The organism is Pseudonocardia abyssalis (genome assembly GCF_019263705.2).
Taxonomy (GTDB): Bacteria; Actinomycetota; Actinomycetes; order Mycobacteriales; family Pseudonocardiaceae; genus Pseudonocardia; species Pseudonocardia abyssalis.
In genome coordinates, this window is record NZ_JADQDK010000001.1 from 3389032 (window position 1) to 3409450 (window position 20419).

The 20419-nt window shown below is 74.3% G+C and carries 23 protein-coding genes; 9 read left to right on the forward strand and 14 right to left on the reverse strand.

The genetic code is table 11. From position 1 onward, the window contains the following. Positions 1–102: 102 nt before the first annotated feature. The 6 genes from mnmA to I4I81_RS16420 all read right to left on the reverse strand — a co-directional run bounded on the left by mnmA (position 103) and on the right by I4I81_RS16420 (position 6224). Positions 103–1167, reverse strand: coding sequence for a tRNA 2-thiouridine(34) synthase MnmA (gene mnmA / locus I4I81_RS16395; RefSeq protein WP_218616152.1), 1065 nt, complete (start codon positions 1165–1167; stop codon positions 103–105). A gap of 34 nt (positions 1168–1201) precedes the next feature. Then, positions 1202–2359, reverse strand: coding sequence for a cysteine desulfurase family protein (locus I4I81_RS16400; RefSeq protein ID WP_218616581.1), 1158 nt, complete (start codon positions 2357–2359; stop codon positions 1202–1204). A 112-nt stretch (positions 2360–2471) separates the two neighbouring features. Continuing rightward, positions 2472–3413 (reverse strand): lysophospholipid acyltransferase family protein, encoded by a 942-nt coding sequence (locus tag I4I81_RS16405; protein ID WP_218616153.1) that lies wholly within the window; start codon positions 3411–3413, stop codon positions 2472–2474. 191 nt (positions 3414–3604) lie between these two features. Next, positions 3605–4378 carry a GNAT family N-acetyltransferase gene (locus I4I81_RS16410; protein WP_218604432.1) on the reverse strand — a complete coding sequence of 258 codons (774 nt, stop codon included), beginning with the start codon at positions 4376–4378 and terminating at the stop codon, positions 3605–3607. A gap of 99 nt (positions 4379–4477) precedes the next feature. Then, complete coding sequence (locus I4I81_RS16415; RefSeq protein WP_218604433.1) at positions 4478–5422, reverse strand: electron transfer flavoprotein subunit alpha/FixB family protein; 945 nt, start codon at positions 5420–5422, stop codon at positions 4478–4480. 16 nt (positions 5423–5438) lie between these two features. Then, positions 5439–6224 (reverse strand): electron transfer flavoprotein subunit beta/FixA family protein, encoded by a 786-nt coding sequence (locus tag I4I81_RS16420; RefSeq protein ID WP_218604434.1) that lies wholly within the window; start codon positions 6222–6224, stop codon positions 5439–5441. Positions 6225–6551: 327 nt separating this feature from the next. Between I4I81_RS16420 and I4I81_RS16425 the strand changes: the two genes are divergently transcribed. The 4 genes from I4I81_RS16425 (at position 6552) to I4I81_RS16440 (ending at position 9443) form a co-directional block, all read left to right on the forward strand. Then, on the forward strand, positions 6552–6716 hold the full coding sequence (locus I4I81_RS16425) for a hypothetical protein (RefSeq protein WP_218604435.1): 165 nt from the start codon (positions 6552–6554) through the stop codon (positions 6714–6716). 176 nt (positions 6717–6892) lie between these two features. Beyond that, positions 6893–7186 carry a hypothetical protein gene (locus tag I4I81_RS16430; RefSeq protein WP_218604436.1) on the forward strand — a complete coding sequence of 98 codons (294 nt, stop codon included), beginning with the start codon at positions 6893–6895 and terminating at the stop codon, positions 7184–7186. Between the two features lie 21 nt (positions 7187–7207). After that, positions 7208–7948: a class I SAM-dependent methyltransferase gene (locus tag I4I81_RS16435; protein ID WP_218604437.1), complete on the forward strand. Its 741-nt coding sequence runs from the start codon at positions 7208–7210 to the stop codon at positions 7946–7948. 25 nt (positions 7949–7973) lie between these two features. Continuing rightward, a complete protein-coding gene (locus I4I81_RS16440) occupies positions 7974–9443 on the forward strand; it encodes a 1,4-alpha-glucan branching protein domain-containing protein (RefSeq protein ID WP_218604438.1) in 1470 nt (489 codons plus the stop codon). 53 nt (positions 9444–9496) lie between these two features. Here I4I81_RS16440 and I4I81_RS16445 read toward each other — a convergent pair whose 3' ends face one another. Next, entirely contained in the window at positions 9497–10345 is an 849-nt protein-coding gene (locus I4I81_RS16445; RefSeq protein WP_218604439.1) for a class I SAM-dependent methyltransferase, read from the reverse strand. 61 nt (positions 10346–10406) lie between these two features. Here I4I81_RS16445 and I4I81_RS16450 point away from each other — a divergent pair, with 61 nt between their 5' ends. From I4I81_RS16450 to I4I81_RS16460, 3 genes are all read left to right on the forward strand, one after another. Further along, the gene (locus I4I81_RS16450; RefSeq protein ID WP_218604440.1) at positions 10407–11228 is read left to right on the forward strand and encodes a class I SAM-dependent methyltransferase; all 822 of its coding nucleotides are present in this window, start codon (positions 10407–10409) and stop codon (positions 11226–11228) included. 315 nt (positions 11229–11543) lie between these two features. Next, positions 11544–12182, forward strand: coding sequence for a phytanoyl-CoA dioxygenase family protein (locus I4I81_RS16455; protein ID WP_218616154.1), 639 nt, complete (start codon positions 11544–11546; stop codon positions 12180–12182). 269 nt (positions 12183–12451) lie between these two features. After that, the gene (locus I4I81_RS16460; protein ID WP_218616155.1) at positions 12452–13705 is read left to right on the forward strand and encodes a glycosyltransferase family 4 protein; all 1254 of its coding nucleotides are present in this window, start codon (positions 12452–12454) and stop codon (positions 13703–13705) included. A 1-nt stretch (position 13706) separates the two neighbouring features. Here the strand turns inward: I4I81_RS16460 and I4I81_RS16465 are convergent, their stop codons facing one another. Further along, the gene (locus tag I4I81_RS16465) at positions 13707–13865 is read right to left on the reverse strand and encodes a hypothetical protein (RefSeq protein ID WP_218606155.1); all 159 of its coding nucleotides are present in this window, start codon (positions 13863–13865) and stop codon (positions 13707–13709) included. Positions 13866–13945: 80 nt separating this feature from the next. After that, a complete protein-coding gene (locus I4I81_RS16470) occupies positions 13946–14698 on the reverse strand; it encodes an acyltransferase (RefSeq protein WP_218606156.1) in 753 nt (250 codons plus the stop codon). Positions 14699–14841: 143 nt separating this feature from the next. On the opposite strand from I4I81_RS16470, the gene I4I81_RS16475 reads away from it, so the two are divergent. Continuing rightward, complete coding sequence (locus I4I81_RS16475) at positions 14842–15057, forward strand: hypothetical protein (RefSeq protein WP_218606157.1); 216 nt, start codon at positions 14842–14844, stop codon at positions 15055–15057. A gap of 1 nt (position 15058) precedes the next feature. Here I4I81_RS16475 and I4I81_RS16480 read toward each other — a convergent pair whose 3' ends face one another. From I4I81_RS16480 to I4I81_RS16500, 5 genes are read right to left on the reverse strand one after another with little or no spacing between them, the layout of a single operon-like run. Continuing rightward, positions 15059–15913 (reverse strand): PfkB family carbohydrate kinase, encoded by an 855-nt coding sequence (locus I4I81_RS16480; protein ID WP_218616156.1) that lies wholly within the window; start codon positions 15911–15913, stop codon positions 15059–15061. After that, a complete protein-coding gene (locus tag I4I81_RS16485; protein ID WP_218606029.1) occupies positions 15910–16752 on the reverse strand; it encodes an ABC transporter permease in 843 nt (280 codons plus the stop codon). The genes I4I81_RS16480 and I4I81_RS16485 overlap by 4 nt, the downstream gene beginning before the upstream one ends. Then, positions 16737–17498: an ABC transporter permease gene (locus I4I81_RS16490; RefSeq protein ID WP_218606030.1), complete on the reverse strand. Its 762-nt coding sequence runs from the start codon at positions 17496–17498 to the stop codon at positions 16737–16739. The genes I4I81_RS16485 and I4I81_RS16490 overlap by 16 nt, the downstream gene beginning before the upstream one ends. Next, the gene (locus I4I81_RS16495; protein WP_218606031.1) at positions 17495–18310 is read right to left on the reverse strand and encodes an ABC transporter ATP-binding protein; all 816 of its coding nucleotides are present in this window, start codon (positions 18308–18310) and stop codon (positions 17495–17497) included. The genes I4I81_RS16490 and I4I81_RS16495 overlap by 4 nt, the downstream gene beginning before the upstream one ends. Next, positions 18307–19359, reverse strand: coding sequence for an ABC transporter substrate-binding protein (locus I4I81_RS16500; protein ID WP_218616157.1), 1053 nt, complete (start codon positions 19357–19359; stop codon positions 18307–18309). The genes I4I81_RS16495 and I4I81_RS16500 overlap by 4 nt, the downstream gene beginning before the upstream one ends. Before the next feature lie 128 nt (positions 19360–19487). Between I4I81_RS16500 and I4I81_RS16505 the strand changes: the two genes are divergently transcribed. Further along, a complete protein-coding gene (locus tag I4I81_RS16505) occupies positions 19488–20414 on the forward strand; it encodes a nucleoside hydrolase (protein WP_218601700.1) in 927 nt (308 codons plus the stop codon). Positions 20415–20419: the final 5 nt, after the last annotated feature.

Below are 20419 nucleotides of genomic sequence, written 5' to 3' on the forward strand. Positions count from 1 at the left end.
GCCGCTCGCACGTCGCAGTGGGGTGGCTTCACTGCAGTCCCGTTGGAGTGGAGCCACCCCACTGCGACCGAACGGAGCCGGCGGCGCGGGTCGCGGCAGCCGTCAGCGGGTGGCGGTGATCCGGGCGCTGCCGCGGACCACGTCACCGTCGTACAGCGCCACGGCCTGGCCGGGCGCCACTCCGCGCAACGGCTCGCCCAGCTCGACGCGCACGGTGGCGTCGGGGCCGGGGTGCACGACCGCGGGGGCCAGGCCCCCGTGCGCGCGGACCTGCACCGTGCACCGGAACGACTCCGCGGGCGCCGTGCCCGAGCTCCACACGGCGGCGACGGCGTCGATCGCGTGCACGTCGAGCGCGTCGGCCGGGCCCACGCGCACGGTGCCCGAGACCGGCTCGATCCCCAGCACGTACCGCGGGCGGCCGTCGGCGGCGGGGGCGTCGACGCCGAGTCCCTTGCGCTGGCCGACCGTGAAGCCGTGCACGCCGTCGTGACGACCCAGCTCGACCCCTGAGGAGTCGACGATCGCCCCCGGGCGGGCCCCGATCCGCGCGGTGAGGAACGCGCGGGTGTCGCCGGAGGGGATGAAGCAGATGTCGTGGCTGTCGGGCTTGTCGGCGACGCGCAGCCCGCGCTCGGCCGCCTCCGCGCGCACCGCGGGCTTGGGCGTGTCGCCGAGCGGGAACATCGCGTGCCGTAACTGGTGCGCCGTCAGCACCGCGAGGACGTAGGACTGGTCCTTGTCCTCGTCGACGGCCCGGCTGAGCTCGCCCTGGCGGAGCTGCGCGTAGTGCCCGGTGCAGACGGCGTCGAAGCCCAGCCCCAGCGCGCGGTCCAGCAGCGCCGCAAACTTGATCTTCTCGTTGCAGCGCAGGCACGGGTTCGGGGTCTCCCCCGCCGCGTAGGAGGCCACGAAGTCGTCGACGACGTCCTCGGTGAAGCGCGCGGCGAAGTCCCAGACGTAGAACGGGATACCGAGGACGTCGGCGGCGCGGCGCGCGTCGGCGGCGTCCTCCTTGGAACAGCAGCCGCGGGACCCGCCCCGCAGCGCGGCCGGGGTCTCCGACAGCGCCAGGTGCACCCCGACGACGTCGTGCCCGGCGTCGACGGCGCGGGCGGCGGCCACCGCGGAGTCGACGCCGCCGCTCATCGCCGCGAGGACCCTCATGACGGCGCCTCCGCGGGAACGAGCACGTCGGCGGTCACCGGGAGATCCCCGCCCGCCGCGCCCGCTCCACGACCTGACCGATCACCGCCGCCACCGCGTCGACGTCCTCGGGGCGGGAGGTGTGCCCGAGCGAGAACCGCAGCGACCCGCGCGCGGTGGCCTCGTCGGCCCCCATCGCGAGCAGCACGTGGCTGGGCTGCGCGACGCCCGCGGTACACGCCGAGCCGGTCGAGCACTCGATGCCGTGCGCGTCGAGCAGCATCAGGAGCGAGTCGCCCTCGCAGCCGGGGAAGGACAGGTGGGCGTTGCCGGGCAGCCGCGACGGGCCGCCGTCGACGACTCCGGTGCCGGGGTCGCCGTTGAGCGTGGCGTCGCCGATGGTGGCGCGCACCTTGCCGATCAGGTCGTCGCGCAGGCCGGTGAGCATCGCGGCGCGGCGGGGGGCGTCGGCGACCGACAGCTCGACCGCAGTGGCCAGCCCGACGACGGCCGGGGTGTCGAGCGTGCCGGAGCGGACGTCGCGCTCCTGGCCGCCCCCGTGCAGCAGCGGCGTCAGCTCGACCGTGCGACCCAGCAGCAACGCACCCGCGCCGTAGGGCCCGCCCAGCTTGTGCCCGGTGAGCGTGAGCGCGTCGACGCCGGACGCCGCGAAGTCGACCGGCATGATCCCGACGGCCTGCACCGCGTCGGTGTGCAGCGGCACGCCGAACTCGTGCGCGACGGCGGCGAGCTCCCGGATCGGGTTGACGGTGCCGACCTCGTTGTTGGCCCACATCACCGACACGAGCGCGACGGTCTCCGGTGCGTCCGCCAGCGCTGTGCGCAGCGTCTCGGGGAGCACGCGGCCGACGCCGTCGACCGGCAGGAGCTCGACCACCGCACCGGAGTGCTCGGCGAGCCACTCCGCGGAGTCCAGGACGGCGTGGTGCTCGATGCCGGGCACCAGTACGCGGACGCGGCGGGGGTCGGCGGCGTGGCGCGACCAGAACAGCCCCTTGACGGCGAGGTTGTCACTCTCGGTGCCGCCCGTGGTGAGCACGATCTCCGACGGCCGCGCGCCGACCGCGGCGGCGATGCGCTCGCGGGACTCCTCGACGTCGCGACGGGCGCGCCGCCCGGCCGAGTGCAGCGACGACGCGTTCCCGGTACGGGACAGCGCCTCGCTCATCGCGGCGACGGCCTCGGGCAGCATCGGCGTGGTCGCCGCGTGGTCGAGGTAGGTGGAGCCGGCGCTCGGTGGCGTCACGTCACATGGCCTTCCCGTGTCGCTGGGTCGCCCCGAGGATAGTCGCCCGTCCGGGGACCTACGCGGCGACGGGGACCCTCCGACGGCCGGCCGGGGCCGGGTGGTGCGCCACCCCGGTGACCGAGCCGACGGCCGCGGCCGCCGACGCCGCGAGCGTCCGGCGGTCGGCTCCGGTCGGATCGAGGTCGGGCAGCACCGTCATCTCGCAGGTCAGGACCGGGGTGCGCAGGACACGACACAGGGAGTCCCACAGGGTCTGGTCACCGACGAACGCACCCACGGAGGTCGGGACGCCGTCGGGACGTCGGACGACGAACGCGACGGGCCGCACGGGCACGCGGGCGTCGATCGCGGCCTGGAACGCCGCCCGGCGGAACGTTCCGCCCGCCGCGCCGCACCAGGTCGTGCCCTCGGGGAAGACACCGACGACGGCCCCGTCACGCAGGGCGTCGGCGGTGCCGGAGACGGTGCGGGGCAGGTCGCGCAGCCCGGCGCGGTCGACGAACAGCGCACCCGTCCGCGCGGCGAGCGCCCCGATCACCGGCCAGTCCCGCACCTCGCACTTGGCCTGCAACCGCACGGGACCGGTGGCGAAGAGGGCGAGGACGTCGATCCAGGAGAGATGGTTGGCGACGACGAGCACCCCGCGAGTCGCTGTTCCAGGGCCCGCGAGTCGCTGATTCCCCGCCCGCGAGTCGCTGTTCCCGCGCCCCCGAGTCGCCGCTCCCCCGCCCGCGAGTCGCGCTCTCCCGGCCCGCGGATCGCGCCGGCGGGCCGAGCCCTCGAGTCGCCGGCCCCCGGTGACGACCAGCCGCACCCCCGCCGCCCGCAGCGCACCCGCCGCGCAGGCGCGCAGCCAGGCCCCCCGTGCACGGCCGCGCAGCACCCCCACACCCGTCACCGCGCCGACGAGGACGGCGACCAGCGCCGTCAGCCGGACCGCGAACCGCAGCCGCCCGACGAACTCGTCGACCGGCGGGAGGCAGGACGGGGTGCACACTGGGACCGGGACCCATGCCCCCGACGGGGCCAGGGCGTGGATGTCGCGACTCGGGGGCGCGGGAACAGCGACTCGCGGGCCCTGGAACAGCGACTCGCGGGCCGGGAGGGCGCGACTCGCGGGCGGAGGAACAGCGACTCGCGGGCGGGGGTCGAGGGACTCGGCGGCGGGGATCGGGGGACTCGCGGGGGTCATGCGTCGGCGCCCACGTGGTCCGCACCCAGGAAGAACCGGGCGTAGCGGGGGTCCATGTGGTCCAGGCCGAGCAGGACCGGGAAGTCGGCGCAGTCGAAGTCGGGGTCGTGGGCCGGCTCGCCGCACACCCAGGCCCCCAGACGCAGGTAGCCGCGCAGCAGCGGCGGCAGCGGGGCCCGCCGGGCGGCGACGTCCGCGACCCACGGTGAGCGCGGCGTCACGCGGTAGCGCTCCGGCGAGAGGTGCGAGGCCCTCACCCGCTCGGCCACCGAGGCGGCTAGCGCGCCCCCGTCGCCCAACGGCACGCTCGCGCACCCGATCAGCCAGCGGTTACCGGTCAGCAGCATGTACCGGGCGATCCCCGCCCACACGAGGTTGATGACGGCCCCGTCGCGGTGGTCGGGGTGCACGCACGACCGGCCGGTCTCGACGAGCGAGGGGCGCAGCGGATCGAGGGCGTCGAGAGCGAACTCGCCCTCCGCGTAGAGCCCTCCGGCGGCCGCGGCGCGCAGCGGCGGCAGCATCCGGTAGGTCCCGACGATCTCGCCGGTCGCGTCCTCGCGGACCACGAGGTGGTCGCAGAAGGCGTCGAACCGGTCGACGTCGACGCCCGGTTCGGGGCAGTGCAGCACGGCCCCGAGCTCCCCGGCGAACACCCGGTGCCGCAGCCGCTGCGCGGCCCGGACCTCGGCGTCGTCGGTGGTGAGCAGCAGCGAGTAGCGGGAGGCGGCGGCCGGCGGGGTCGCGGCGAGTACCTGCGATGCGGTCACACCGGTCTTGGTAGCCCCCGGAGGTGGCCCGGGACCCTCCCCCTCATTGCAGGAAGGCCACCTTCACGTGAAGGTGGCCTTCCGGTCGTGCGGCGGGCGTCAGGACTTGCGCTTGGCGATCTCGTCCTTGAGCTGCGGGGCGACGGTGAACAGGTCGCCCACGACACCGAAGTCGGCGATCTCGAAGATCGGCGCCTCGGTGTCCTTGTTGACCGCGATGATCGTCTTCGACGTCTGCATCCCGGCCCGGTGCTGGATCGCGCCGGAGATGCCCAGCGCGATGTAGAGCTGCGGCGAGACGGTCTTGCCGGTCTGCCCCACCTGGAACTGGTGCGGGTAGTAGCCGGAGTCGACCGCGGCGCGCGAGGCGCCCACGGCGGCACCGAGGGTGTCGGCCAGGCCCTCGACGACACCGAAGTCGTCGGCCGAGCCCACACCGCGACCACCGGACACGACCACCGAGGCCTCGGTGAGCTCCGGACGGTCACCACCGGTGATCGGCTCGCGGCTGGTGACCGACGCGTTGCGCCCGTCGACCGACACCGTGACGGTCTCCTCGGCGCCCGCACCCGCGGCCGCCTCGATCTCGACCGAGCCCGGGCGCAGCGTGATCACCGGGTGCTCGGTGTTGGCCTTGGCCTCGGCGACGTACGCGCCACCGAACACCGAGTGCGTGACGCCGTCGCCGGAGATCCCGACGACGTCGTTGAGCCACGCGGAGTTCGTGCGCACCGACAGGCGCCCGGCGATCTCCTTGCCGTCGGCGGACACGCCGATCAGCACCGCCGCGGGCGACGCGGACTCGATCAGCGACGCCAGCACCGACACCTCGGGCGTCAGGAACGCCGCGTCGTCGGTCTCGGCCACGTAGATCTTCTCGGCGCCGTGCTCCTTGAGCCCGTCGGCCAGCTTCGCCGCGGTGCCCGCGGGCCCGACGACGACCGCGGACGGCTCGCCGAGCGCACGCGCGGCGGTCAGCAGCTCGAACGTCGACTTCTTGGTCTCACCCTCGAGATGGTCGACGAGGACCAGTACCTCAGCCATATCAGTCTCCCTTTCCTCAGATGAGCTTCTGCGACACGAGGAACGCGGCGATCTTCGAGCCACCGTCGCCCTCGTCCTCGATCTTCTCGCCCGCGCTCTTCGGGGGCTTCGGCGAGGCCGAGGTCACCGTGGTGAGCGCGTTGGCCAGACCGACCTCGGAGGCGTCGATACCGGCGTCGGCCAGCGTGATCGTGGAGACGGGCTTCTTCTTCGCCGCCATGATCCCCTTGAACGACGGGTACCGCGGCTCGTTGATCTTCTCGCCGACCGAGATGACGGCGGGCAGCTCGGCCGTCAGGAACGTGACGCCCTCGTCGGTCTCGCGCTTCACCGTGACCGCGGAGCCGTCGATCGTGATCTCGCGGGCGTGCGTGAGCGCCGGGAGGCCGAGGACGTCGGCGACCATCGCGGGGATCGCGCCGCCGCGGCCGTCGGACGCCTCGTTGCCGGCGATGACCAGATCCACACCGTCGACGGTGCCGATCGCCTTGGCGAGCGCCTTCGCGGTGGACACCGCGTCCGAGCCGGCGAGTGCGGAGTCGGACAGGTGCACGGCCTTGTCGGCGCCCATCGACAGCGCCTTGCGGATCGCGTCGGTGGCCCGGTCCGGGCCCATCGTCAGCACGGTGACCTCGGAGCCGTCGTTGGCCTCCTTGAGGACCAGCGCCGCCTCGACCGCGCGCTCGTTGATCTCATCCAGGACCGCGTCGGTGGCGTCCCGGTCCAGGACCCCGTCCGACGGGTTCAGCTTGCGTTCGGAGTAGGTGTCGGGCACCTGCTTGACCAGCACGACGATGTTCATCGGACCTCTTCGACCTCCTGCCGGTGCGGACGCTGCCGCTCGTGGGTCTCGCGGGGTCGAAAGCCCCACGGATGGAACGACTCTGCCACCCGCTGCCGCCGTCGGGCGCGGCGGGCGGCCCTGCACGTCATTGTTACCGGGCGGTATCCCCGCGGCAAACGGACGGCGTGGTGAGGCTGCTCACCGACACCGCCCGACCGGTGACCCGACTCACGACCCGACGTTTCCGCGCGGGACGAACCGGGCATCCCGTCATCGGATCGGGTGACGGTCCGGCTCGTCCCAGCCGGTCCGCCCCAACGGAAACGGAGCTCCACCATGCCTCTCATGAACCGCCTCCTCGGCGCCCTGCGCGGTGCGACCAACCCCGGCCACCAGGGCGGCGCCCGCCCGGCCCCCGGCGGTCGGCCCGCAGCCGGCGGACGCAGCGGCGGCCTCGCCGGACTCGTGACCTCACTGCTGGGCAACCGCAGCCGCCGTCGCGGCCTGTAGACCACCTCCCCGACGGACGGCGCCCGGATCGACCGGGCGCCGTTCGTCGCTCCGTGTCGCACTCGGCTCTGCCGACCCGCCGCCGGAGCCGATAGGGTCCGCGCGTACCTCCCGGACGTCCCGGACAGGCCGGCGGGGACACCCGCCCGCGGGGTGCGGGTGAGAGGGGTCCGGCCGTGGTGGTGACCGGCTACGACGACCGTCACGGCTGTGGGTACGTCCTCAGCACCGGACCGGACGCCACCGCCCCCACCCCTCATTCTCAGGCCGTCACGCACAACGGCCTCACCGTCCGGGCCACCCCCGAGCTGGCCACCGCACTGCGCGACGCACTCGCCCACCGGCCCGTCGCGCTGCTGGGCTGGTCCGGCCCCGAGGTGCCCCTCACGTTCGACGACCGCGTCATCCTCGCGTGGCTGCGGCACACCGTCGGCGGAGTGCTGACGGTGGCGGGCGGCCCCGAGCGCTGAGCGTCTGGCACCGTCCCCGTCGTGAGCACCCTGCCGCTGACCGGCGAGCGCACCGTCCCCGGCATCGCCGAGGAGAACTACTGGTTCCGCCGGCACGAAGTGGTCTACGAGGCCCTGCGCGATCGCTGCCGCGGCGCCGTCGTGCTGGAGGCGGGGTGCGGCGAGGGCTACGGCGCCGACCTGCTGGCCGGGGTCGCGAGCCGCGTCGTCGGGCTCGACTACGACGCCCTGACCGCCACCCACGTCGCCCGCCGCTACCCGCGCGTCGACGTGGCGCGCACCAACCTGGTGGCGCTTCCCGTGCGCGACCGGTCGATCGACGCGGTCGTGTCGCTGCAGGTGATCGAGCACCTGTGGGAGCAGGAGCGGTTCCTGCGCGAGTGCCGGCGCGTGCTGCGCCCGGGCGGCGCGCTGCTGCTCTCGACCCCCAACCGGGTCACCTTCTCCCCCGGCCGCGACACTCCGCTCAACCCGTTCCACACCCGTGAGCTCTCCGGTGACGAGCTGGCCGGGCTCGTGCGGGGCGCCGGGTTTCCCGACGTCGAGGTGCTGGGACTGCACCACGGACCGCGGCTGCGCGATCTCGACGCGCGGCACGGCGGGTCGATCGTCGACGCGCAGGTGGCGGTCGTCGTCGACGGGGCGCCGTGGCCGGACGACCTGCGCGCGGACGTCGCGTCGGTGGGGTGCGCCGACTTCGAGCTGCGTCCCGACGACGTCGACGCGAGCCTCGACCTGCTCGCGATCGCCGTCCGCCCCTGAGTTCGCGCTCACGTAGCGTGCGGGGGTGGCGGAACCCGTCGGCACCTTCTGCCTCGTCCTGCACAGCCACCTCCCCTGGCTCGCCCACCACGGCCGCTGGCCGGTCGGCGAGGAGTGGCTCTACCAGTCCTGGGCGCACTCCTACCTCCCCGTCCTCGACGTCGTGGAGCGCCTGGCCGCCGAGGGTCGCCGCGACCTGCTGACCCTCGGCGTCACGCCCGTCCTCGCCGCGCAGCTCGACGACCCGTACTCCCTGCGTGGCGTGCACGACTGGCTCGGCGGGTGGCTGCTGCGCGCGCACGAGGCCGCCGCACGGCTGCCCGAGCTGGGGGCGCACGAGCACCGCTCCGCGACCGCCGCGCTGGAGCTGTACGAGCGACGCTGGCGACACGGGGCGTCGCCGCTGCTGCGCGGGCTGTCCGACGGCGGCGCCCTCGAGCTGCTCGGCGGCCCCGCGACGCACCCGTTCGCACCGCTGCTGGAACCGTCGGTGCGGGAGTTCGCACTGGCCGCGGGCCTGGCCGACGCCCGGCTGCGGCTGGGGACCCGCCCGGCCGGGATCTGGGCGCCGGAGTGCGGGTACGCGCCGGGGATGGAGCACGAGTACGCCGCCGCGGGCGTGGCCCGCTTCCTCGTCGACGGCCCGGCGGTGCGCGGCGACACGGCGTTCGCGCAGCCCGTCGGTGGCTCCGACGTGCTCGCGTTCGCCCGCGACCTCGACGTCACCTACCGCGTCTGGTCACCCCGCAAGGGCTACCCGGGCGGGCGCGACTACCGCGACTTCCACACCTACGACCACCCGTCGGGCCTCAAGCCCGCGCGCGTCACCGGCCACGCGATCGAGCCGTGGGACAAGGCGCCCTACGAGCCCGAGCGGGCGGCCGCCGCGGTGGCGCGCGACGCGGCCGACTTCGTCACCGTCGTCCGGGAACGGCTGACGGACCTGCGCGAGCAGCACGGCCGTCCCGCGCTGACCGTCGCCGCGTTCGACACCGAGCTGTTCGGACACTGGTGGCACGAGGGCCCGGCGTGGCTGGAGGCGGTCCTGCGCGCGCTGCCCGACGCGGGGGTGCGGGTGACGACGCTGCGTGGGGCCCTCGAGCACGGTCTCGTCGGCGATCCGGTGGACCTGCCGCCGTCGTCGTGGGGGTCGGGGAAGGACTGGCGGGTGTGGGCGGGCGTCGAGGACCTCGTCGCGCTGAACGCCGCGGTGCAGAAGACCCTGCTGTCGGTCCCGCCCGCGGGCCCGGGCCGCGACCCGCTGCGCGACGCGCTGGCGCAGGAGGCGCTGCTCGCGCTGTCGAGCGACTGGGCGTTCATGGTCACGAAGGACTCCGCGGCCGGGTACGCCCGCGACCGCGCGCACGCCCACGCCGCACGCGTCGACGAGCTCGCGGCCCTGGTGCACGACGGCCGTCGCGGTGACGCGGAGCAGCGGGTCCGTTCCTGGCCGGCCCAACCCTTCGGCCACCTCGACGCCCGTGACCTGCGCTGACGCACCCGTGCGCGGAAAGGGTGGCTATGACCGCCCTTTCCGCGCACGATCCCTCAGCGGACCCGCGCGATCATGATGTCCAGCGGATGGGGGACGTGCCCGTCCTCGACGATGCCGCCGAGGTAGTCGAGCACCGCACCGCGGACCGCCGCCGTCATCGACGCGGTGCGGGCGCCGACCAGGAAGTCGAACACCGCCTCGCCCCGGCCGCACGGGTCGGTGAGGACGTCGGCGACGCCGAGGTGCCCGACCAGGGTCTCGGTGCGGACGTCGAGCGCGCGGAGATCGAGCTCACCGAGGACGTCGCCCGCGAACCACGGCCGGTGCTCGCCCCACGGGCAGAGCAGCTCGGTGAGCACGCAGAGCGGGGCGAGCGGGGCGGTCGCGGCGACGAGCAGGCCACCGGGGCGCAGCATCGTCAGCGCGTGGTCGAGCGCGGTGCCCAGGTCGTCGACGTAGTAGAGGGAGTGGACGAAGTGGACCAGGTCGGCCGGGGTGCCGGCGTCGTGCTCGGCGAAGTCGCCGACGACGACCGACGGCGTCAGCGCCGCGGCCGGGAGCGCGACCAGCCGGCCGACGAAACCCATCGCGGACGGCGCGTGCGGCTCGACACCGGTGTAGTGGACGCGGCGCCCGTCCGTGGCCAGGGCTGCGGCGAGCGGGGCGTCGATGCTGCCGTCGCCCACCCCGACCCCGACGACCCGCACCGGGTCGCACCCGTCGAGCAGCGGGGGCAACGCCGTGGCCATCCAGTCCTGCAGCAGCCGGCGCTGGTCGCTCGCCGCCTCGTACTCGGCGTGCGTGAGCGCGTACCGCTCGCCGGTCAGCGCCGGCAGAGGTCTCGCCCCGCGGAGCTCGTCGCGCAGACGGTCCAGCGGAAGGGTCGAGCCCAGGGTGGTCACACCTCAACGTAGGGGCCCGAACCGGTCGCGGCGCGCCGAACGGCGTGGTTGGGTTCGTACGGTGACCACTCCCGACACGGCCAGACGCAGTCTCGACCACTGGAGCGAGGCGGGTCGCACGGAGATGGAGGCGTTCTACGCCCTCGCCACGGAGGACTACCGCCAGCTCGCCGACGCCCGCGACTGGGCCGCTGACCTGCGCGACCACACCCTCGACGGCCGCATCCGGCTGCTCGACGTCGCCTGCGGCAGCGGCAAGTTCCCCGCCGCGCTGCTGAAGAAGGGCCTACCGTCGCACCCGCCCGTCGCCGTCGACCTGCTCGATCCCTCCGGTTTCAGCATCGCCGAGGCCCGCGCCGTGCTGCGCACCCCGTTCGCCGCGGCGGGTGAGCACGAGCTGTTCCTGCAGGACTTCCGGGCGCGCGGCGCCTACGACGTCGCCTGGGCCACCCACGCCCTCTACGCGCTGCCGCCCGACCAGCTCGGCGCGGGCGTCGCGCGGATGGTGGCGGCGCTGCGCCCGGGCGGCTTCGGGGTCATCGCGCAGGCCTGTGCGGGCTCGCACTACCTCGCGTTCTACGAGGCCTACCGCGCCCAGTTCGCGCCCGCGGTCACCCCGTACACCGACGCGGAGGGCGTGGCCGACGCCCTGGGCGCCGCCGGGGTGCGGCCGACGATCGTGCCGATCCACTACACGACCGGCTCCGCCGACCGCGCCGTCGTCGAGGGGTTCCTGCAGCGCTGCGCGTTCGACGGCACCGTGTCGCTGGACGCGATGGAGTCCGACGGGCCGCTGGGCACCTACCTGGCCGGGTGCCGCGGCGCCGACGGCTCCTACTCCTTCACCCACGAGACCCACCTGATGACGTGGGAGAGCCGGTGAACCCGTACCTCTCCGCCACGACGGCGGCGGGTGACGCCTCGGACGTCGCGGTGGAGTGGGACCGCGGCAACGACCAGTGGTGGGACTGGTACATGTCCCTGGCCGACGGCCCCACCCCGTCCGGCCCCCTGACCGACCCCGCGCCGCACGACCCCGGCCCTCTCCCCTCCGACGTCGCCCTGGCCGCCGAGCTCGCCGAGCCCTACCCGCTCACCGACGCGCAGATCTCGGCGTACCGCGCGGACTCGTTCGTCAGGCTGCCGAGGGTGCTCTCCCCCGGGCGGCCTGGAGCGGTTGCGGGTGCGGGTGCGCGAGATGCTCGACGCCGCCGTCGACCCCGCCGTCGGGTTCCAGAGCCTGGAGATGATGTGGCTCGACGACCCGCTGCTGCGCGCCGCGGTGCTCTCGCCGCGGATCGGCGGGATCGCGGCCGGGCTGCTCGGGGTCGGGCAGGTGCGGCTCTACCACGACAACGCGCTGTCGAAGGAGCCCGGCGCGGGGCGCACCCCGTGGCACTTCGACGCGCACCACTTCCCGCTCGCCTCCGCCGACGTCCTGACGGCGTGGATCCCGCTGCAGCCCACGCCGCGCGAGATGGGGCCGCTGGCGTTCGCGCGCGGCGCCGACACGTGGCGGCTGGTCGAGGACGTCGAGTTCGACAAGCACGGCACGACGTACGACCGCGGGGTGTCCGAGGCGTTCCGGGCGCACGAGGTCGACGTCGAGGACGGGCCGTTCGCGGCGGGCGAGATGAGCTTCCACTCCGCCCACTGCTTCCACACCGCGGCCGCCAACCGCACGACCGCCCCGCGCACGGTGCTCGCCACCACCTACTTCGCCGACGGCGTGCGCGTGGTCGACGCCCCGACGATGGTGAGCGGTGACTGGCGCAAGTTCATCCCCGGAGCGGAACCCGGGGCAGTGGTGGCGAGCGAACACAACCCCCTGATCTGACCCCGCGAGTCGCCGTTCCTGCGCCCCCGAGTCGCGAGATCGACGCCCGCGAGTCGCTGTTCTCCCGCCCGTGAGAGCTCGGGCCACCGAACGGTCCGACCGGACCGCAGGCCGGGAATCCAGCGACTCGCGGGCGCGGAACTGGCGACTCGCGGGCGCAGAACTGGCGACTCGCGGACGGGTGGGGCCCGGCTCGCGCGCTGCCCCGCCCCGACTCGCGGGGTGGGGTGCGCCGGGGGCCTACCCGTACCGGCTAGTAGGTTCTGTCGATGCGGGTGCTGATGGTGTCCTGGGAGTACCCCCCGGTCGTGGTCGGCGGGCTGGGTCGGCACGTGCACGCGCTGGCCACCGAGCTGGCCGCGGCGGGCCACGACGTCGTCGTGCTGGCCCGCCACCCCACCGGCAGCGACGCCGGCACCCACCCCACCAGCCTCGACACCCGGGACGGGGTGCGCGTGCTGCGGGTCGCCGAGGACCCCGCGCACCTGGAGTTCGCGCGCGACATGGTGGCGTGGACGCTCGCGATGGGTCACGCGATGGTCCGCGCCGCCCTCACCCGCCTCGCGGACTGGCGCCCGGACGTCGTCCACGCCCACGACTGGCTCGTCGCCCACCCCGCGATCGCGCTCGCCGACGTACTGGGCACCCCGCTCGTCGCCACGATCCACGCGACCGAGGCGGGCCGGTTCAACGGCTGGCTGTCCTCGCCGACGAGCCGTCAGGTGCACTCCACGGAGTGGTGGCTGGCGAACCGCGCCGACACCGTCGTCACCTGCTCGGCGGCGATGCGCGGCGAGGTGGCCGAGCTGTTCGACCTCGACCCCGCCCCGATCACTGTGCTGCACAACGGGATCGAGCAACGCAGTTGGCGCGTGCCGCGGCGGCGGGTCGTAGCGGCCCGCGAGCACCACTCCCCCGACGGCGCGCCGCTGCTGCTGTACTTCGGCCGCCTGGAGTACGAGAAGGGCGTCCACGACCTGATCGCCGCACTCCCGCGGATCCGACGGGCCCACCCGGGCACGCGGCTGCTCGTCGCCGGGACCGGCACCGCGACGGAACTCCTCGACGACGCCGTGCGCACCCACCGTGTCCGACGCAGCGTCGCGTTCCTCGGGCACCTGCCCGACGCCGACCTCGCCGCGCTGCTCGCGGGCGTCGACGCGGTCGTGCTCCCCAGCCGCTACGAGCCGTTCGGCATCGTCGCGCTGGAGGCGGCCGCGGCGGGGGCGCCACTGGTGGCGTCGACCGCGGGCGGGCTGGGCGACATCGTCGTCGACGGCGTCAGCGGGATCTCGTTCCCACCCGGCGACGTGCCGGCGCTCGCCCGAGCCGTCGGACGGGTCCTCACCGACCCGGCATCCGCGCGACGGCGGGCCCGCACCGCGCGGACGCGGCTGGGCGACGAGTTCGACTGGACGCACATCGCCGCCGCGACCGCGGAGGTCTACGCACGCACGACGGCGGGCGGGCCGATCGAGCTGGCCCGCCCGAAGATCCCCACGGGGAACGTGTTCGACAGGTAGATCAGGCCGCGTCCTGCGAGAGGGCCACCGCGATCGCGTTCGGGTACTCGGCGACGAGCTCGCGAACCAGGTCGTCGCGGTCCTCGGCGACCGCCTCGTTGACGGCGACGGTGTAGGACACCTCGAGCTCCTGCAGGCGCGAGACGGTGCGGTCGTTCATCGGGAGCTCCTTCGGGTCGGTGTGCGCTTCCACCTGACCAACGGCCGGAGCGGCGACGCTGTTACCGACTCGGACACAGCTCACATCGATTCAGCGCGGGCGATGCGTTCCTGCACCGCCGCGGCGGTCTTGCGGGCGATGTCGGCGATCGCGGCCCGCTCGTCGGCGGCGGCGCGGTAGTCGTCGAGCCGGTTGCGCACCACCCGCGCCGGCGCCCCGACGGCGATCGAGTACTCCGGGACGTCACCGCGCGCGACCGCGTGGGCGCCGAGCACCGAGCCCCGGCCCACCCGCGTGCCCCGCAGCACCGACACCTTCGTGCCGATCCAGCAGTCCGGCCCGATCCGCACCGGCGTCTTGACGATCCCCTGGTCCTTGATCGGGATGGTGACGTCGTCGATGCGGTGGTCGAAGTCGGTGACGTAGCACCAGTCGGCGACGATCGTGGCCGCACCGATCTCGACGTCGAGGTAGCAGTTGACGGTGTTGTCCTTGCCGAACACGACCTTGTCGCCGATCCGCAGCGACCCCTCGTGACAGCGCAGGGAGTTGCCGTCGCCGATGTGCACCCAGCGGCCGATCTCCAGGCGCCCGTACCCGGCGCGGGCGTGCAGCTCGACCCGCTTGCCGAGGAACACCATGCCGCGCAGCACCACGTGCGGGTTCACCGCCCGGAAGCGCAGGAGCCGCCAGTAGCGGACCAGGTACCAGGGCGTGTACGCCCGGTTGCGCAGCACCCAGCGCAGCGAGGCGAGGGTGAGGAAGCGGGCCTGACGGGGGTCGCGGCGCCCGGCCCAGCGGTCGCGCAGCGGCGACCCCCACATGCTCGTCATGCGCCGATGATGCCGGACGCCCCCGCGCCGGCCGGCGTGAGCCGGGACACGAGGTCGTCGACGGGGTACGGGGATGGTCAGCGTGCGGGGGTGCGGCGCCTGACCGGCCGTGTCGGTGCGACCGGAAGCGGGTACCTGCGGAGATGACCACATCTGACGAGGAGCTCGACCGCGTCGTCTCCCGCCGCGTCGACAACCCCACCCGGGCCGAGCCGGGCGACGACCGCGTGCACGCCGCCGCCGACGCCTCCGCCGAGGACACTCCCGACACGGACCCGGGTGGCAGCGGGGGCGCGGCCGACCGCGCCGCGACCGACCTCGAGTCCGACGACGAGAGCGAACCGACGCGGTCGGAGTAGATCAGCCGGTCGGCATCCCGGCCCGCGCGCCGACGGCCCCCACCGAGACCGACGCGGCGCGCACCGCGACCCGCACCGCGTCGGCGAGGGCGTCGCCCGCCGCCAGCCGCGCGGCGAGCACGCCGTTGAACGTGTCGCCGGCCCCCGTGGTGTCGCGGACGGTCGCCGTGGGAGCCGGGACCGTCTCGACGACGGAGTCGACGACGAGCGCCCCGGCACCGCCCAGCGTCACCACGACCGGCGCCCCGGTCCGCTCCCGGATCCGTCGTGCCGCTACGCCCACCTCGTCGGTGGGGGCGCCGAGGCGGGCGGCCAGGTCGAGGCACTCCCCCCGGTTCGGGGTGAGGATCGGCCCGGCGTCGAGCGCGGCGACCACGGCGTCGGTGACCGGTGCGGGGTTCAGCACGCACGGGATGCCGGTCCGCAACGCCGCGAGCACGGCGTCGTCGTTGATCTCGGTGCTGACCAGCACGCACCGCGTGCCCGGCGGGACGGTCACGGACGCCGGGACGTGGGCGTTGGCGCCCGCCCCCACCGCGATCTGGTTCTCCCCCGCCGCATCGACGACGATCAGCGCGACCCCGGTGGCCCGCCCGGGAAGCACCGCCACCCCGGAGACGTCGACGCCCTCGGCGCGCAACTCGTCGAGGGCCGCGGCACCGAGGTCGTCGTCGCCCACCGCCCCGACCAGCACGACGGCGGCCCCGGCCCGCGCGGCCGCGACCGCCGCGTTCGCCCCCTTGCCACCGCCGAAGCGCTCCATCCCGTCGCCGACGACCGTCTCCCCCGGCCCGGGGAGCCGCGGCGCGGCCACGACGAGGTCGACGTTGACCGCTCCCACCACGAGCACGCTCACACCCGGGAAGCTACCCCCGCCTCCGGTCCCCACCGCGCGAGCAGCGCGGCCTCGAGCACCGTCATCGCCTCGTAGAGCACGATCGAGACCAGCACCGACATCGCGACGACGGTCCACACGCCGCCGTAGTTGCCCGAGCCCTTGTAGCCCGAGAGCACCCCGCCCATCCCCTCGAACCCGACCAGCCACTCCGCGAGCATCGCGCCGACGATCGCGCCGGGCACCGAGATCCGCGCCGAGGCGAGGAACTGCGGCAGCGCCGACGGGATCCGCACCGCCACCAGCGCCGTCAGCGCGGACCCGCCGTTGACGCGCACGACGTCGAGGGACTGGGGGTTGGCCGCACCGAGCCCGAGCACGATGTTCACCAGCGCCGGGAAGAGCACGACGATCGCCGCGATCACCGCGATCCCGATCTTGCCCTGCCCGAACACCAGGAGCAGCAACGGCGCCATCGCGACCAGCGGGACCGAGCGCAGCAGCATCGCGATCGGCAGGAACGCCACCTCGAAGGGCTTCCACAGCACGAACCCGATCGCGACGGCGGTGGCGATCACCATGCCCGAGCCGAACCCGATCGCCGCGTTGACCAGCGTGGTGCCCAGCGCCGCGAGGCTGTCGGCGCGGGCCTGCTCCGCGGTGAGCGACGCCGGCCGGACGCCGCGCTCGGGCGCGTCGGAGAACAGGTAGGCCCACACGTCGGACGGTGACTTGCCCACGAACGACGACACGTCGAACAGGGACAGCAGCGCCGCCCACAGCGCCACCAGCACCACGACGGCGATCCCGATCGTGACGACGGCCCGGCCCAGCCGCGCGGCGATCACGTGCTCGTCCACGGGGTGACGAGCCGGGCCACGATCCCGACCAGCAGGTACCCGATCCCGGAGATCAGGCCGCTGACCAGCGCGAGATACCACAGCAGCGGGGCGTCCGACTGCGTCTGCGCGGCGATCAGCGCCCGGCCGAGGGTGGAGTCGCCACCGCTGCCCAGGTACTCGGCGAGGATCGCGCCGAGGAACGCGGCGGGCGCGGCGATCCGCAGTGCGGCGAACAGGCTGGGCAGCGCGGAGATCACCCGGACCTTGCGCAGCGTCGTCCAGGCCGAGCCGCCGTACGCGCGCACCAGGTCGACGCTCGCGCGCGGGGCGGCGCGCAGACCCACCAGGCAGCCGACGACGGTCGTGAAGAACACGCTCATCGCGGCCAGCACGATCGACGCCCCGTTCGGCGCGTCGCGGCCCGCGACGATGACGATCACCGGCCCGATCGCGACGAGCGGGATGCAGTAGCTGACGATCGCGACCTGGTTGGCCAGAGCCTCCAGCCGCGGGACCAGCAGGACGAGCACGGCCAGCGCGATCGCGGCCAGGTTGCCCCACAGGTAGCCCTGTGCGGCCGACGACACCGTCGACGTGGCGTTGGCGGCCGTCGACGACCAGCGCTGCGGGTCGGCGAACTCGGCGAACACCGACGGCGGGGTCGGGATCGACCCGCTGCCCCGGAACAGCAGGATCGACGCGAGCCACCAGACGGCGAGGATCACGAGCACGCCCGCGAGCCCCCCGAGCCGCTCACGGGTCACTCCGCGCTCCCGAACAGGATCTCGGAGAGCCGGTCGACGTAGGCGTGGAACTCCCGGGTTCGGACGAGGTCGGGGTGCCGCGGCCGGGGCAGGTCGATCTCCACCAGCTCGGCGATCCGGCCCGGCCGCGCGCTCATCACCGCCACCACGTCGGAGAGGAACACCGCCTCGGAGATGCCGTGCGTGACCATCAGCGTGGTGGCCGGGCGCTCGGTCCAGATCCGCAGCAGCTCGACGTTGAGGCGCTGGCGGGTCATGTCGTCGAGCGCCCCGAACGGCTCGTCGAGCAGCATGACCGTCGGCTGCACGACCAGGCAGCGGGCGATCGCGACGCGCTGGCGCATGCCGCCGGAGAGCTGCGCGGGCTTGGCCCTCTCGAACCCGGTGAGCCCGACCAGCTCGATCAGCCCGTCGACGAGACCGGGCTCCGGGGTGATCCCGGTGACCTCCAGCGGCAGCCGGATGTTGCCCGCGACGGTGCGCCACGGCAGCAGCGCGGCCTCCTGGAACGCGATGCCGAGCTGGTGGTCGCGCTGGATCTCCCGGGTGGAGCGGCCGTTGATCAGCGCCTCGCCCGCCGTCGGGGACTCCAGGCCGGCGAGGATCCGCAGGATCGTCGACTTCCCGCACCCCGACGGGCCGAGCAGCGACAGGAACGAGTTCTGGACCGTGCCCAGGTCGATCGGGGCGAGCGCGTCCACCGCCGTGCGGCCCATCGTGAACTTCTTCGTCAGCCCCCGGATGTGGATGCCCGTGGCCGACGCCGGGTCGGCGGCGGGATCGAGGGTGGACCGAGCGACGGTGGAGGTCATCCGACGATCAGGTCGGGGTTCTCGGCGTACACCTCGTCGAGGATCGAGAAGTCGAACAGCTCCTCGGCGGTGATCGTGATGCCGATGACCGACAACGCCCCGATGACGTCGGCGATCGCGGCGTCGGTGGCGGTGAACAGGCCGTTGGCCGCGGTGTCGGCGCTGACGATCAGGTCGTTCTGCGCGATGGCCTGCTCGGTCTGGCCGGGGAGGTCGAGCCCGAGGTCGGCACCGTAGGTGTTGACGGCGAGAGCCGCGGCGGCAGCCGGGTCGGCGACGGCGTCGTTCCAGCCGCGGACCTCGGCGAGCAGGAACGCCTTGAGCAGGTCGCGCCGGTCGTCGATCGTCTCCTGCAGGACGACGAACGACTCCGAGGTCAGCGGCAGGCCGTTGTCGGCGAACGCGAGCGTGACGGGCGTGAAGCCGTCGGCCTTGACCAGGAACGGCTCGTTGGTGAGGAAGGACATGAAGCCGTCGACGGTCTTCTCCGTGAGCGGCGTCGGCTCGTACTGGACGACGACCTGCTCGACCGACGCCGGGTCGATCGAGTTCGCGGCGAGCAGCCCGGCGAAGATCTGCTGGTTGGTGCCGGCCTGGATGCCGACGCGCTTGCCGACGAGGTCGGCCGGCGTGCGGATCGGGCTGCCCTCCTCGATCGAGAGGATGCAGAACGGGTTCTTCTGGAACGTGTTGCCGATGATCTTCAGCGGCGCGCCCTGCTCGACGATGAAGCGCGCGGTGGCGTCCGGGGCGGAGATGCCGACGGTGACGTTGCCGGCGAGCACGAGGGCGTCGGCGCTGTCGACCGGCCCGCTGACGAGCTCGACCGCATCGATGCCCGCCTCGGTGTAGTAGCCCTTCGAGTCGGCCATGAACTCGCCGCCGAACTCGATGTTCTTGATCCACGACAGCTGGACGGAGACCTCACCGAGCGACCCGCCCCCCGCAGCGGGCGTCGGCGCCGCCGACCCGCCCCCGCAGGCCGTCAGCACCCACCCGGCGGCGCCGAGGCCGGTGAGGCGGAACACATCACGACGGGACACGATCATGCGGGGACTCCTGACGTAGGGCGACGGCGAGCGGGGGGACGGCCGTCGACCCGGTGAATCTAGGAACTCCGATGGCGCCTCGCGATTAACGCCCGGTTACGGCCGCGAAACCCCCCTACGCTGACGCCATGCCGATCCCGTTGATCATCGACACCGACCCCGGCGTCGACGACGCCGTCGCGCTGATGCTGGCCGCCGCGTCCCCCGAGGTCGACCTGCGGGCCGTCACCACCGTCTTCGGCAACGTCCCGCTGTCGATGACCACCCGCAACGCCGGGCGGGTGCTCGCGCTGGCGGGCCGCGCCGACGTGCCGGTCGCCGCGGGCGCCGCGCGGCCGCTGGTGCACGACCGGGCCGAGCGGGCCGAGCAGTGGCACGGCGGCGACGGCCTCGGCGGGCGCGCGTCGGCCCTGCCCGACACCACCGCGGAGCCCGACCCGCGCGGGGCCGTCGCGGTGATGGCGGCGGTGCTGCGGGAGACGACCGAGCCCGTGACGGTCGCCCCGATCGGCCCGCTCACCAACGTCGCTCTGCTGCTCGCGGTGCACCCGGAGCTCGCGCCGCGGATCGGGCGGATCGTGTGGATGGGCGGCTCACTGGGCGCGGGCAACGTCACCGGGGCCGCGGAGTTCAACGCGCACTGCGACCCCGAGGCCGCGCACCGCGTGCTCACCCAGGCCGACGTGCCGGTCACGATGGTCCCGCTGGACCTGACGCACCGCTGCACGGCCGGGCCCGACTGGGTCGCCGCCCTCGACGCGGGCGGGCCGCGCGGGCACGAGCTGGCGGAGATCATCGGGCACTACCGGGCGGCCTTCCGCGCCCGCCACGGCGTCGACGCGGTGGCGCTGCACGACGCCGTCGCCGTGCTGGAGGCGATCCGGCCCGGCACACTGCGGCCCGAGGAGACGCCCGTGCAGGTCGCCTGCGACCTGGGCCCGGCCCGCGGCGCGACCGTCCCGGGCGGCGAGGGACCCGTCGTCCGGGTGGCGCTGGAGGCCGACTGCGACGCCGTGCTCGCCGACGTCCTGGAGCGGGTGGGCCGGCTCGGCTGACGTCC